General features: G+C 48.6%; 14 protein-coding genes and 1 tRNA gene. 3 read left to right on the plus strand and 12 right to left on the minus strand.

Annotated elements, in window-relative coordinates:
* Window positions 1–91 precede the first annotated feature (91 nt).
* The 3 genes from JVX88_RS01940 to JVX88_RS01950 all read left to right on the plus strand — a co-directional run bounded on the left by JVX88_RS01940 (window position 92) and on the right by JVX88_RS01950 (window position 2007).
* A complete protein-coding gene (locus JVX88_RS01940; RefSeq protein WP_211625239.1) occupies window positions 92–1390 on the plus strand; it encodes a DPP IV N-terminal domain-containing protein in 1299 nt (432 codons plus the stop codon).
* Entirely contained in the window at window positions 1387–1770 is a 384-nt protein-coding gene (locus tag JVX88_RS40375; RefSeq protein WP_211625241.1) for an alpha/beta hydrolase family protein, read from the plus strand. The genes JVX88_RS01940 and JVX88_RS40375 overlap by 4 nt, the downstream gene beginning before the upstream one ends.
* Before the next feature lie 152 nt (window positions 1771–1922).
* Window positions 1923–2007: transfer RNA gene (locus JVX88_RS01950), tRNA-Leu, on the plus strand.
* 61 nt (window positions 2008–2068) lie between these two features.
* Here JVX88_RS01950 and argB read toward each other — a convergent pair.
* From argB to JVX88_RS02010, 12 genes are all read right to left on the minus strand, one after another.
* Window positions 2069–2956 (minus strand): acetylglutamate kinase, encoded by an 888-nt coding sequence (gene argB / locus JVX88_RS01955; protein ID WP_211625243.1) that lies wholly within the window; start codon window positions 2954–2956, stop codon window positions 2069–2071.
* Entirely contained in the window at window positions 2953–3954 is a 1002-nt protein-coding gene (locus JVX88_RS01960; protein ID WP_211625245.1) for an N-acetylornithine carbamoyltransferase, read from the minus strand. Before JVX88_RS01960 ends, argB begins: the two co-directional genes overlap by 4 nt.
* Window positions 3947–5110: an aspartate aminotransferase family protein gene (locus JVX88_RS01965; protein WP_211625247.1), complete on the minus strand. Its 1164-nt coding sequence runs from the start codon at window positions 5108–5110 to the stop codon at window positions 3947–3949. Before JVX88_RS01965 ends, JVX88_RS01960 begins: the two co-directional genes overlap by 8 nt.
* 5 nt (window positions 5111–5115) lie before the next feature.
* Window positions 5116–6147: an N-acetyl-gamma-glutamyl-phosphate reductase gene (argC, locus tag JVX88_RS01970; RefSeq protein ID WP_211625249.1), complete on the minus strand. Its 1032-nt coding sequence runs from the start codon at window positions 6145–6147 to the stop codon at window positions 5116–5118.
* Entirely contained in the window at window positions 6140–6568 is a 429-nt protein-coding gene (locus tag JVX88_RS01975; RefSeq protein WP_211625250.1) for an arginine repressor, read from the minus strand. Before JVX88_RS01975 ends, argC begins: the two co-directional genes overlap by 8 nt.
* 82 nt (window positions 6569–6650) lie before the next feature.
* Window positions 6651–7727 (minus strand): MlaD family protein, encoded by a 1077-nt coding sequence (locus JVX88_RS01980; RefSeq protein ID WP_211625251.1) that lies wholly within the window; start codon window positions 7725–7727, stop codon window positions 6651–6653.
* Between the two features lie 135 nt (window positions 7728–7862).
* Window positions 7863–8759 (minus strand): ABC transporter ATP-binding protein, encoded by an 897-nt coding sequence (locus tag JVX88_RS01985; protein ID WP_211625252.1) that lies wholly within the window; start codon window positions 8757–8759, stop codon window positions 7863–7865.
* 20 nt (window positions 8760–8779) lie between these two features.
* Window positions 8780–9550 carry an MlaE family ABC transporter permease gene (locus JVX88_RS01990; protein ID WP_211625253.1) on the minus strand — a complete coding sequence of 257 codons (771 nt, stop codon included), beginning with the start codon at window positions 9548–9550 and terminating at the stop codon, window positions 8780–8782.
* A gap of 131 nt (window positions 9551–9681) precedes the next feature.
* Window positions 9682–10203, minus strand: coding sequence for a Spy/CpxP family protein refolding chaperone (locus JVX88_RS01995; protein WP_211625254.1), 522 nt, complete (start codon window positions 10201–10203; stop codon window positions 9682–9684).
* A gap of 61 nt (window positions 10204–10264) precedes the next feature.
* Window positions 10265–10951 (minus strand): anti-sigma factor family protein, encoded by a 687-nt coding sequence (locus tag JVX88_RS02000; RefSeq protein WP_211625256.1) that lies wholly within the window; start codon window positions 10949–10951, stop codon window positions 10265–10267.
* A gap of 34 nt (window positions 10952–10985) precedes the next feature.
* A complete protein-coding gene (locus JVX88_RS02005; RefSeq protein WP_211625258.1) occupies window positions 10986–11579 on the minus strand; it encodes an RNA polymerase sigma factor in 594 nt (197 codons plus the stop codon).
* A gap of 449 nt (window positions 11580–12028) precedes the next feature.
* The gene (locus JVX88_RS02010) at window positions 12029–13378 is read right to left on the minus strand and encodes an acetyl ornithine aminotransferase family protein (RefSeq protein WP_211625260.1); all 1350 of its coding nucleotides are present in this window, start codon (window positions 13376–13378) and stop codon (window positions 12029–12031) included.
* Window positions 13379–13585: the final 207 nt, after the last annotated feature.

Consider the following 13585-nt stretch of genomic DNA (forward strand, 5'->3'; position numbering starts at 1 on the left):
TTTTATGGAAATGACTGAACCCTGAATTACTACTTTTGACCAAAATAAATCATAATATCGAAAACAATTCTTGAGGTTCCTTTTCAAAAATATGAAACATTTGCGAATCGCATTTCTTCTAAGCTTTTGTATCTACTCTTTCCCTGGTATTGCCATTGCACAAACTGTTCGGCAATTGACTGTCGATGATTATGCACGGGCCGAGCGGATGCTGGGTTACAACGTGACTCCGTTAGTAGATCGTGCCGTTGTCAGGCCAACGTGGCTTCCAGATGGCCGATTCTGGTACATGGTATTGACCGCGACCGGACGCGAGTATGTGGTCGTGGACCCGGCAACCGGAGCTAAACGTAGCGGGAAGACTCAGGAAGAGATAGGTGTTGGGGCCGCCTCACAGCCGACATTTGGTCCGCGAGGCGGCGGGGGCGGCGCTCGCTCACCTGACGGCAAGAAAGAGGTTTTCATCAAGGATTGGAATCTTTTTGTGCGCGACCTGGCGACAAATGAAGAAAAGCAGCTGACGACCGACGGCATCAAGGACTTTGGCTACGCAACAGACAACGCAGGTTGGCGAAAAAGTAACCGGCCGATCGTGCTCTGGTCGCCCGATTCTAAGAAGGTTGCCACATATCAACAGGATCAACGACACGTCAGCGAAATGTACCTTGTCTCGACGAACGTCGGAGCCCCTCGACTTGAGCAATGGAAATACCCACTTCCGCAGGATAAGGAGATAATAAAGATCCATCGCGTCATTATCGACATAGACTCGGGAAAGATCGTCCGGTTGAAGATGCCGGCGGATGACCGCCGCGGTACGCTCTGTGACGATATTTCCTGCAGCGGAGCGTTTGATGACAATGAGTGGAGCCCGGATTCGGCAAAGCTTGCATTTGTCTCCAGCACTAGGGACCACAAAGAAGCCAGATTCCGCATCGCCGATGCCTCGACAGGTGATGTACGCGATGTCTTTGAAGAGAAGGTCGCGACGCAGTATGAGTCTGGCCAGGGGACGATCAATTGGCGCTATTTTCCCGCTACCAACGAAGTGATCTGGTATTCGGAACGTGACGATTGGGGCCATCTGTATCTTTATGACCTAGCGACCGGTCGCGTTAAGAATCAGATAACAAAGGGTAATTGGGTCGTTACGCGAATGCTCAAGGTTGACGCGGCAAGCCGCACGATCTGGTTCGAGGCAAATGGCCGCGAGCCCGGACGCGACCCATATTTCTCGCATTTTTATAAGATAAAGTTTGATGGCACCGGCTTAGAATTATTGACTCCTGAAGACGGAAATCATCAGATTCGCTCTCGCCGGATGAAAAGTATTTCATTGATACGTTTTCAAAACCAAATGTTGCCCCCGTTACCGTGCTCAGAGATATGAATGGCAAGCTCATTACCGAGCTTGAGAGGACCGATATCTCACGGCTGATCGCCGCTGGGTGGAAACCTCCGACACCGATAACTGTCAAATCTCGTGATGGAAGGTGGAACCTTTATGGGTTAATGTTCACGCCTACAAACCTTGACCGAAATAAGAAGTATCCCATTGTTAACTATATTTATCCGGGCCCGCAGGGAGGAGGTGTTGGCAGCAGATCGTTCAACCCCGCAAGAAGCGACCACCAAGCGTTGGCCGAATTGGGATTTATTGTTGTCGTGATTGACGGTACCTGTAATCCTGATCGCTCAAAATCGTTCCACGATGTTTGCTATGGGAATATGGCAGACAACACGCTCGAAGACCAGATCTCCTGTTACTGAAGAAAGTCAGGCTGCTGTTGAGGCTGAAACGAATACGAATTCAGCCACCGGAACCGAGCAAATTCAGCCGGCAAACGTACCTCCAGCAAATGCAGATGCTGAGGCTAAAGGTGAAGAGGCCCCGGCTGCGAACAAATGATCTTTTCAGAATTGCTGAGGTGGCGTAATTGGTAGCCGCGCACGTTTGAGGGGCGTGTGGAGCGATCCGTGCGGGTTCGAGTCCCGCCCTCAGCACCATTACTTAGTCGGGACAGGTTCGAAGACCTGTCCTTTCTATTTTCCAGAGCTCGATAACGCACTAGGGCACTATCATCGTGCCGGTTCCTTGATCAGTAAAAACTTCGGCTAGAAGGGAATTCCGCTCCGTTCCGCTTATAACATGAGCGGATCCGATACCACGAGAGATCAAAGATGTCAGATTCTGGAGCTTAGGTATCATTCCTTCGCGCGCTTTGCCGCTTTTTATCATTCGGAAAGCATCCGACGCTGAAAGCCGATCAATTTTTGTCGCTGGATCGTTAGGGTCTAAGTATATGCCGTTGACATCAGAGAGAAGGACCAGCTTTTCTGCCTTCAAGGAAACCGCGATCTCTGCTGCGATCGTGTCCGCATTGATGTTGAAGACTTTGCCGCTATCATCTGCTGCAAGTGAAGATATAACCGGCAGGTAATTACCCCCTAAAATCAGCTCTATCAAACTCGTATTCACTTCTACTATGTCACCGACATTGCCGTAATCCACAGATTCGATCTCTCCGGTCTGTTTATTTAGCACATTCTTTGGAGGTCTGCGAACGGCTTTGATAACGCCGCCGTCAACACCTGAGAGACCGACGGCTTCTATCCCTTGGTGACGGAGCGCGGAAAGTATCTCAGTATTGATCTTCCCGCGAAAGATCATCTTTGCCAGATCGAGTGTGTCGTCATCTGTTACCCGCCGCCCTTCGATCACGGTTTGAACGACACCGAGTTTTTCCGCAAGTTCAGAGAGTTGCTTTCCGCCGCCGTGAATTACACAGACTCGGATGCCGACCTGATGAAGTAACGCCAACTCCTCGGAAAGCGAGGCAAGGTTATCTTTATCCTCAGTAACTTTTCCTGAGAATTTTACGACAAATGTCTTGCCTTTGAATCGCTGAATATAAGGCAGTGCCTCACGCAGTAGGTCTAGGGTTTCGATGTTCATTTGAAAAGCTCCGTCAGGATGGCCTTCTGAATATGCAGCCTGTTCTCAGCCTGATCGAGAACGATAGAATTTGGCGAATCGATAACGGCATCTGTCACGATCACATTTCGCCTAACAGGCAAACAATGCATAAAAACCGCATTCTTGGTCTTGGCCATTTTCGGTTCATCGACAATCCATTTGTCTCGATACGCAGAGCGCTCCCTTATATCTCCATTCCGATCGCCATAGAAATGTTTACTGCCCCAACTCTTTGCGTAAACCACATCCGCTCCATCAAACGACTCATTGATATTATTCGAATATTCCACACTTCCGCCGTTCATTTCAGCCTGGAGCTCGATCTCGTTGAGAAGTTCTTCATCTAACTCAAATCCCCTTGGATGAGCGATACGAACATCATGGCCAAACTGAGCTGCAGCAAGTGCGAAACTATTTGGAACCGCCATCGGAAGCGGCTTTGGATGCCACGCCCACGTTAACAGGACCTTCTTTTTGCTTTTACCGAGGTTCTCTCGGATCGTCATTATGTCCGCCATTGCCTGTAACGGATGATGCATTGCTGATTCAAGGTTTATGACCGGAACCGATGCGTATTTGGCGAATGCATTCAGGATCGGATCCATGCGCTCTTCCTCCCAATTCTTCAAAGCAGCGAATGTCCGTACACCTATTGCCGAAACATACCTTTCCAGGACTTGCACGAATTCTTTGATATGTTCTGTCTTGTCGCCATCCATTACGACACTTTCGCGGTGCTCAAGTGTCCAGGATGTGCTTCCGGGCTCCAACACCACCGAATTGCCTCCGAGTTCGTGGATGCCAATCTGCATTGACGCTCGTGTACGCAAGCTGGGATTGAAGAAGACAAGGGCGACGGAACGCCCTCCAATAGGGCGTTCGATGGACCATCGAGAGTTCTTGAAGTTGATCGCTGACTCGATTAGGTTTTCGAGAGTACCTTTATCAAGTCCGTTTGTCGTAAGAAAATTATCCATTGAGTACCTCAGCAAAAAGCTCGACTTCCTCTTTGGCCGTGCAGAGCGGAGCTAGTATGCGAAGCACTCTCGGATCGGAAGACGTGCCCGTAATGATCCGGTTCTCAAGAAGTCTTTCATAATAAGGCTTGCACGCGGTGTTGAATTCGATGCCAAGAAGACACCCCTTTCCACGAATCGCATTGACCACGGGGCTCGTCTCTAGCTCCGTTCGAAGGTGGGTTTCGATCGCTCGCGCGTTCTCGATCATCCTGTCTTGTTCGATCGCTTCGAGCGTTGCAAGGACCGCCGCCATTGCAAGCATTCCGCCACCGAATGTCGTGCCAAGATCGTTAATGCGAATATTCGAAGAGATCTTTTCATTCACCAGACAGGCACCAACAGGTACACCGCTGCCAAGTGATTTAGCAAGCGTTATGATGTCCGGTACTACATTGCCCGAAAGCTCGCTTCCGCCAAAGAACCAATTCCCGGTCCGACCAACACCGGTTTGAACCTCATCGAATATCAGTATCGCACCTACGCGATCACATATCTTTCTGAGTTCAATGAAGTATTCCGGCTCTGCCTCCACTACACCAGCCATCGACTGTATAGGCTCAAGAATCACACCAGCCGTTGCACGATCTATTTTTGATTTTGCATCGCTGATGTCACCGAACACAGCTTCAACATGATCTGGAACATTTGGTTCGCCGAGTTCTCGATACTTCCCGAGAAAAGTTGCTGAAATAGAATCAGCGGTCCGTCCGTGAAAGCCGCCTGAAAACGAAACGATCTTTTTTCGGCCTGTTACCAGACGTGCCATTCTCATTGCATTTTCGTTTGCCTCTGTTCCGGAATTGCAGAAAAATGCCTTTGTCAGCCCACCCGGAGCGACGGACGTTAGTTTCTCGGCGGCACGTCCGCGAATCTCCGAATAAACCAGATTCGAATAGAACAGGATCTTCTGGGCCTGTTCGTTTATCGCCTTTGTAACGTGCGGGTGTGAATGGCCGGTCGCGCAGACGGCGTGACCTCCGTAGAGATCAAGATATTTCTCTCCGTCTGACGCCCAAACCCAAGCGCCACGACCGCGTTCTACTGCGATCGCCATCTTTGCATAGGTCTCTACTTGCGACCGCGCCTCTATATGTTTTATTGCTTCAAATGACATTCTGATTATGGATTTGTTCCGACAATCCGTAGTCCGGTAGTTTCGTCAAGGCCGAACATCAAGTTCATATTCTGGACAGCTTGCCCGGCGGCCCCTTTTACAAGATTATCGATCGCAGAGAATATGGCGATATTCTTACCATCTGTATGAATAGAGATATCGCAGAAGTTGGTCGTCTTGACCCAGTTTATGTCCGGTGAACCATCGACCAATCGGACAAAGTATGAATCCTCATAAAATTTCCGATAGAGGTTATGCAGATCTTCGTTAGTTAATCCCACATTGCTTTCAAGATAGCAGCTGGCAAAGATTCCTCTGGAGACCGGCATGCTGTGAGTCATAAATACCATCCCGTCTTGATAGTCTCCGAGGGAAGAAAGATGTTGTTCGATCTCCGGTAAATGTTGATGAATAAATGGCTTATAAACATAAAATGAATTCGTTCTTTGTGGATGGTGCGTATTGGTAGCAGGCTTTATGCCTGAACCTGATGAGCCCGTCTTTGCATCCACTATGATCCGGCCGCCGACCAATTTACTACCTACCAGAGGAGCGAGTGCTAGCAATGTCGCTGTAGCAAAACAGCCAGGATTTGCTACAAAGCGAGCAGATCGGATCGCGGTTCGGTTAGTTTCTGTCAAACCATAGACAAACTGCTTCTGGATAGCACCGGAGTGCACGTGTTTGTAGAAACGCTCAAATACATTCGGATCATTGATACGAAAATCGCCGGAAAGGTCCACCGCCTTTGTCGGCTCAGGAAGATCCGGGATCAGTTTCAGTGCCTGGCCGTGAGGTAATGCAAAGAACGCAATGTCTAGGTCTATTAAGGACCTGATGTTTTCAGGAGCAGGTTGAAAGATCAGTTCCGTAAGGCCGTTGAGGTTTTTATGGATGTCGGATACGGGCTTTCCGGCATGCTCATTCGCCGTTACTAGAACGATCTCCACATTTGGATGAAAGAGCAGGAGCCTTAGTAGCTCGCTCCCACCGTAACCCGAACCGCCGAATATGGCAACATTGATCTTGTTATTCATTAGTCGAAAACTCCCTATCAAGCATTCGAATTGCTTTTTTCTGTTCCGTGGCGTCCACGGTGGCGATGAAAACTGTGTCGTCTCCAGCGATCGTGCCTACGATCTCTTTGATCGCCGACGAATCGATCTTCACAGCGAGAGCGGAAGCCGTTCCAGGGCTGCATTTGGCAACTATTAGATTTGGTCCTGCGAATGCGAAAGAAACCGGTCCGAAAGGCGACCCTTCGGTCGTGCTGCGTGGGTTAAGTACATATCGTCCGTTTCGTTTGATAATGCCCAATTCTTCCAGGTCGCGTGAAACGCTTGCCTGGGTTGCAGAAAAGCCCGCTGAGATGAGCATTTTAACTATTGCTTCTTGCTTGGAAACTGACGATGTCGAAACCAACTTAAGAATATATTGCTGTCGTTTCGATTTCTGCATAATAGACATCCTCGCCGTTATTAAATCGCATAACGAGTGTATAGATGCATATTATGCACTCAGAGTTTGTCCGTCAAATATACTAAAACAGACTGAGGCGGATCCGAAGATATTTCTTGGGGTTCTGTCGAAAATCGTAGATCAACTTCGTTGTCTCACTTGAGAATTGATTTACGTTTGATGCGGTTTGGTTAATGTTGTTATAGAGCGTTTCGTCTGTAACAAGTCGGCCGATAGTACCTTTACCTGCCTGTGCATCGGCTAAAAGATTCTCCAACCGAGTTGCGGTTGCATTGAACCGAGAGAGGGTATCTCTCGCGTTCTCATACAACTTGTCGTCTTGAACAAGTTTACCGAGCGATCCAGTACCCTCAACCATACCGCCCGTGATCAATTTTATGTCATCGGCGATCGCGTTGAACTTGTTGGCCGTAGTTCTTAGGTCAGTTATTGCAGCACGTGTTTCGTTGTATAAGGCATCATCGGTGACAAATTTCCCCGCGGTTCCGCGCCCGGCACGAATATCATTGGAGATCGACTCGAGCTGAGCAACGGTCTTATTAAGATTGTCATAAAGCTCTCTATTATTGACCAATTGTCCGGCAGTACCTTCGCCGCGATTGATCTTCTCAATAGTTGTTTGGAGCCTTACCATCGTTAGTTTCGTTTCCGCGACGGCCGCATCCAGATTCTGGTATAAGGATTCATCGTTCAGAATTCTCCCGAGCGTACCATCGCCCTGATTAGCTCTGTTGAGTATCTCATTCGCAGGCACGGCTATGCGATTGATCTGCTGGAGAAGATCATTACCAGTACGCGTCAGTTGATTAATGGAGATGGCCTCGCTGGATTCTAGAATGTGATTTTCAGAGACAGGAGTGCCTTTCGCAGTGCCTGGGGAGATATTTATTATCTTGTCATTAGATAGTACTGAAATGGCGATAAGCTGAGCAGTTGAATCTGTGCGAATACGTTCGTTGATCGGACGATTATTCATTGTGCTGTCAACTGATAATGTGGCTTCTACCTTGGCCTCTTCAGGTGAATCCGGCGGCAAAAGTTGAACACTTTGGACCTTTCCGATTCTTACGCCCGCAAGCTGTACCTCCGATCCTTCGCGGAGTCCGTCTGCTGCGGCGAAGCGTGCCTTAAGACGCAACTTCTTTTCAAACGGATTGAAATCCCCTGTGGAATTTAGTATCAGAAATGCAAGAATAGCCAGGCCGAATAAGACAAAGATACCGACCCTCAGCTGTGTAAATCCTAGTTTTTGCTTAGTTTGAACCATTATCCATCATTTACCGTGAATGAACCGCTTGATGTATGGATCGTTACAGCGTTTAAGCTGTTCGTCGGTCCCGGTGAAGATGATCTTACCGTCCTTGAGCATTAATATCTCTGTATTCAACAGGCACAGCTTTTCGCCTTCTTCCTCATAAATAACCCTTCCGGTTTCGTCAACGGTAGCATATTCTGACGTCAAATACCGAACATTGTTCATTTCATGTGTCACGAATATCGAGGCGACATCTTGTAGATCACGAAGTTTTATCGCGAGCTCACAAATTGTACGGGCAGTCGGAGGATCAAGCCCTGCGGTAGGCTCATCAAAAAGAACGATCTCGGGATCGCCGATCAATGCCCGAGCTATTCCGACGCGGCGCCGCATTCCGCCGGAAAGCTCGATCGGCATCTTGTCGATCGCGTCTTCCAGATCTACGAATCGCAACATCCTTCGCACTTCATTCTCAACTTCTTCCTCGACCACATTCTGTTCACGGAGCCTATATGCCACATTCTCATAAACTGAGAGAGAATCGAAAAGAGCACCTTCTTGGAAAACCATCCCGACCTTCTGCCGTACATCCATCATTTCCTCTTCCGAAAGCTCTGTGATGTTCTCGCCGTCGATGAGTATCTCTCCGGAATCAGGTTTGAGTAAGCCAAGTATTAGTCTGATGATGGTCGATTTGCCGCCGCCGCTGCGGCCCAATATTATTTTGGTCATCCCCCGGCCTACCGAAAAGCTTATCCCATCAAGGATGACCTTTTCATCGAATGACAGATGTACGTCTCGAAATTCGATAGCCGGTTTTACACGATAAGGATCTTCTGGTTGCAATAGCCCAGCGGCGTCTAGCGGCTCGGTGAGGGATGCATTTGGGGCGTTTTCGTTAACGACGGAGAACATTCTTCGCAAGATTATATTTTCTACAGACTGCCAATGTCGAGAAGGTATTGGAGAGCCTTGGAAAGAAAGAAATCGAAAATGATGACCCAAATAGAAGCCACGACAACCGCATCTGTAGTGGATTTTCCGACGCCAACGGTTCCTCCGGTCGTGCTCAGCCCCTTGAAGCAAGCAACAGAACCGATCACCAAACCAAAGAATAAGGGTTTTATGATGCCGCCGATTATGTCAGAGGTTGAGATACCGTCCCTAACAGATTGAATGAATATGTTTATATCCAAGTTGTAGAGATATTTTGCCACTATTCCACCGCCAAGCAATCCGAAGATGTCAGCGGCGACCGTTAGCAATGGCAACATAAAAATAAGAGCGACAAGCCTGGGGGCAACTAACTTGCGCACCGGATCTGTTCCGAGTGCCCGCATTGCGTCGATTTGCTGCGAAACTACCATCGAACCGAGTTCGGCAGAGATCGCCGAACCGATGCGTCCGCTAACCATCAACGCAGAAAGAACGGGACCCAATTCACGTATGAGTGAGGTCGCGACAAGCTGGCCCGTGAGGCTGTCGCTTCCATATGCACGAAGGGTCGGTACTGTTTGAAGGACAAGAACACCTCCCGTGAAGAACCCGGTCAAGAGAACGATCGGAAGAGAGCCAACACCGATCAGGTCCATTTGTCGGATCATCTCGCTCCCGTAACGTGGTTTGCTGAACAGGCTGGTGAACCACCTCCAATTTAGAAGGCTGATCTCCTGAAGGGCGAATAGAAACCTTGTAAGCGGGTCCATTTATCGGCGGAACTTGGGCAGTCCAAAACTGTAGAACACCTAAATGTTATACCGAAGAATGTGATAAACCAAACTAAAAGGGCCTGTGGGGAACCACAGACCTCAGTTAGCCATTGAACAATTCGAGGCGATCAGGGACGTGAACGCTGGGGCGTCTGGTTGCGAATCTCCGGACGCGTACTTGTCGGCAAACCATTTGAGGATGGTTGATTTATCGGACGACGCATGGATCTGTTCGGTGGGCCGTCCTGACGGCGTCGGATAATCTCGTCACGCATCTGATTTGCTCTGCGACGGAGCTCGCGGAATTTGGTCAATTGTTCCGGTGTAAGGATCTTTCGGACAGCCAACTCATTCTCGAAGTTTATCCGTGCGATCTCAGCCTGTGCCGTCTGCATTTCAACCATCCGGGTTTCGATTAAAATATCATCTACTTCATCTGCGTAAATAGCCTGATCAAGGCTGCGGATAGCATTCCGCAATCGCTCCTGTGCGGCTTCCCGTCGCTCTCTTATTCCGGCATTCAAAAGCCTGATCTCCCGGATCTGTTCGGCGCTCAAACCGAGTTCACGCAGAAAATTAAAGCGGTCGGGCGGCCTTGGTTGTTGGTTTTCGCCTTGGTTCGACGGATCTTGTGCTGAAGCGCCTGCCACCAATAGAAATAATGATGCAATTAGTACGTACGAGCGAAAATGGGTGCTAAACATAAATAAACTACTCATCTGAACCGATATCGGCGACCAGATCGGCTAATCGCAAACTCGTGTCAGAATAATCCTCAAAATCGTTCAATCTAAGCGACTGTGGCTGTTGAATACCTTCTCGAGAGGTTTGTTTTATAAGAACATCACGCGATACACTCCGGCGCGGAATGGTGTTGGGTCTAACGTTCGCCTTCGAAGTTTTCATTAGATCAACTTTTCTCACGGTCTCCACGGCGATCGGTGATATTGGATCTTGCTCATTGCGTGAAGAAGGGCCACTGACCATCTTTGGACTATCGGGAACAGTATTAGTTATGGAAGATCCTTCCAATTCGGGAATCAGCACCGCAATCTCAGACGTTTTAGTTCCGTTCAAATAGAAGCCAATAAGGATGAATGCCAAAAGTGCTGCGAACGCCCCGGCGGTCGCAAAACGCGGACCCGTAGAAAAAACGGAGGCTAGAGCAGAGAACCATGCAGCGACCGGGCTTTGTGATCGGGTCGGAACCACGATGGATGGTGTCGGCATTGGATCGAACTCGATCTGCCGCCATTCAACGACGGAATAGCGAGCAATTGCGTAACCCGCGAACTCATCTCGACATGATTCGCAATCGAGAAGATGTTCCTCAAACTGAGAACGCGATTGCGCAGTTGCTTCATCGTAAATATAAGAAACCAGCAATTCGTCATTCATGCATGCTTCACTTAGTCTTAGCTCATTCCCCATTTTAGGCAACCTCCATAGGCAGGCGTTCCAGTTTTGACCTCAACTGCTTCAATGCAGCATAAAGCCTGCTTTTTACCGTACTAAGCGGAAGCTCCAGCGTCTCCGATATCTCTTGAAAAGTCATCTCCTCGAATTCTTTCATCACAACCACCTGTCGAAGCTCGGTCGGAAGCGAGCCCACAGCACGACGGACGTGGCCAAGACGTTCTGTTTGCTCAGCAGAGTTCGCCGGCGAATATCGGGCCGGTGCGAGAAATATACGTTCTTCTTCATTTGTCTCCTCATCCAAAAACTCTTCTGAACGGATCTTGTTGCGACGCTTAGTCGTCAAACATTGGTTTACGGCGATCCGGTGCAGCCATGAGGAAACTTTTGCCTCGCCGCGAAAATTCTTCAGATTCCGGTATGCCGCGATGAAAGTTTCCTGGGCAGCGTCGCGAGCCTCATCTTCTCGCGTAAGCATACCGAAACAGAGGGCGAAGATCTTTCGCTCCCAACGCCTCACGATCTCGCCAAAAGCATCCGGGTCCTCGCCCACGGCCAAGGCGACAAGTTGTTCATCCGTAAGGTCCTTGAACATCGGACTCGTGTACATTTTTCAAAATGCACGAAAGCAGGTTTCGCGATAATATCACTTAACCTGTGAGTTAGACGCACCAAATCCTTTAAAAGTCTATGAAATAACACGGTTATCCATATGTTACCTAATAAACATTCATAGAAGGGAGATCATGGCTTAGAATATGAAGATGAAAAACAACTAAGAAAAAGAAAAGGGTATTAAGATCACAAGGTTTCGAAGATAGATATGAGATAGGGTCGAGACTTGTGATCATAAACGTTATATCTGACTCATATTGTTGATACTCATATTGTTGATAATTATTAACATTAATTTGGTCAGCGAGGGCGGAGAAGGGAGTTTCAACTTGGTACAGTACTCCTTATTAGTGAGTGGAAATTTGTTGCTTATTGCTGCCGTTTGAAAATTTTTCTTATCAGCAGCAATAAGCCTTCGGTTTTCTGCTTACTATTTGAGGATGATCAAATTGACGACAAGATGGCTGTGTCGAATATCTCCAGGGCGACATCGACGTTGGCCTTTGTCAGTATCAGTGGCGGAGACCAGCGAATGGTGCTGGTCCCGCATCCTAAAATGATGAGCCCTTTGTTAAAGCAAGCCATCTCGATACGGTCGCGGAGTTCGGGATCTGGCGAACCATCAGGTTTCACGAACTCTACTCCAAGCATCATTCCCAAGCCACGAACATCGCCAATGCATTTATGTTTCTCTTTTAATTTTTCGAGGCCGGACCTTAGATATCCACCGACATCCGCGGCGTTCTCAACCAATCCGCCTTCGAGTAACTCTATTGTTTTCAATGCTGCGGCAATCGCTACGGGATTTCCACCAAAGGTCGAGGCATGTGCCCCTTTATGCCAGTTCATAATGTCCGCCTTTGCCGTGCAAACACCGATCGGCATTCCTGAACCAATACCTTTTGCCATACACACGATGTCTGCTTTGACGCCATCGTGATGATCAAGAGCAAACATTTTACCCGTTCGTCCCATTCCTGATTGGACCTCATCAACGATAAGCATTATCCCGTGCTGATCACAGATCTGTCTGAGTTCTTTTACAAATGCAGTCGGAGCGGGAATATAGCCGCCCTCACCCTGAACTACTTCCAAGATTATGCCGGCGACCTCTTCAGGGGGCGTCGTTGTTTGGAAAACACGGTTCTCGAGCCAGTTAATGACGTCGCGAGTGACAGTTGCCTCGTCGCTCGGTGCGTCTGTAGCGAAATGGCGGAATTTGTTTGGATATGGAATATGCACCACGTCCAGCGCTTGCCTCATAAATCCAAGCCGCTGTGCTTTCTTCGATGATGTGAGCGAAAGCGCGCCGAGCGTCCGTCCGTGAAAAGATCCATAAAAGGATACGAATTTCTGGCGTCGGGTATGGTACATCGCAAGCTTTAATGCGGTCTCGATAGCTTCGGCACCACTGTTCGCGAAGTGTGTTTTCGTCGGACCATCGATCGGAACTATTTGATCAAGTTTTCGGCCAAGTTCAGGCATATGCCGGTAATAAAAATCAGTTCCGCAAAGATGGATAAGCTCGCTGACCTGTTTTTGTATTGCTCCGACGATCTCGGGGTGGCAATGGCCGGTCGAACAAACGGCAACGCCTGCATTGCAATCTAGGAAGACATTTCCGTCAGGATCTTCGATCCAAACACCATATCCTTTCTCAGCAACTAGCTTATAATCCGGCCGTGGATAACTTGGCGTTACAAACTGGTGGTCGGCGTTGATTATTTCCTGGGCCTTCGGGCCGGGAAGCTCTGTTTTTATTATCGGTCTTTGTAGATCTGTTGTCGGTGTCATTCTTCTCTCCTTAATGTTATGGAAACGGGAACACCCGTCAGCCTTGTCGAGCAAAGTCGACGCGAATTATGCAACATGGAGAAAATTAATCGCCGCCGAAAAGATCGGCGCGTTTCGCTGCAGGACGGAGTTTTGCGACACAACGCGGGGTCATAGCGGAAGGGTGATTCTATCAGATGTCCGGGAATGTTTCAAAAATTCTCCCAT

It is taken from the genome of Leptolyngbya sp. 7M, from assembly GCF_018128485.1.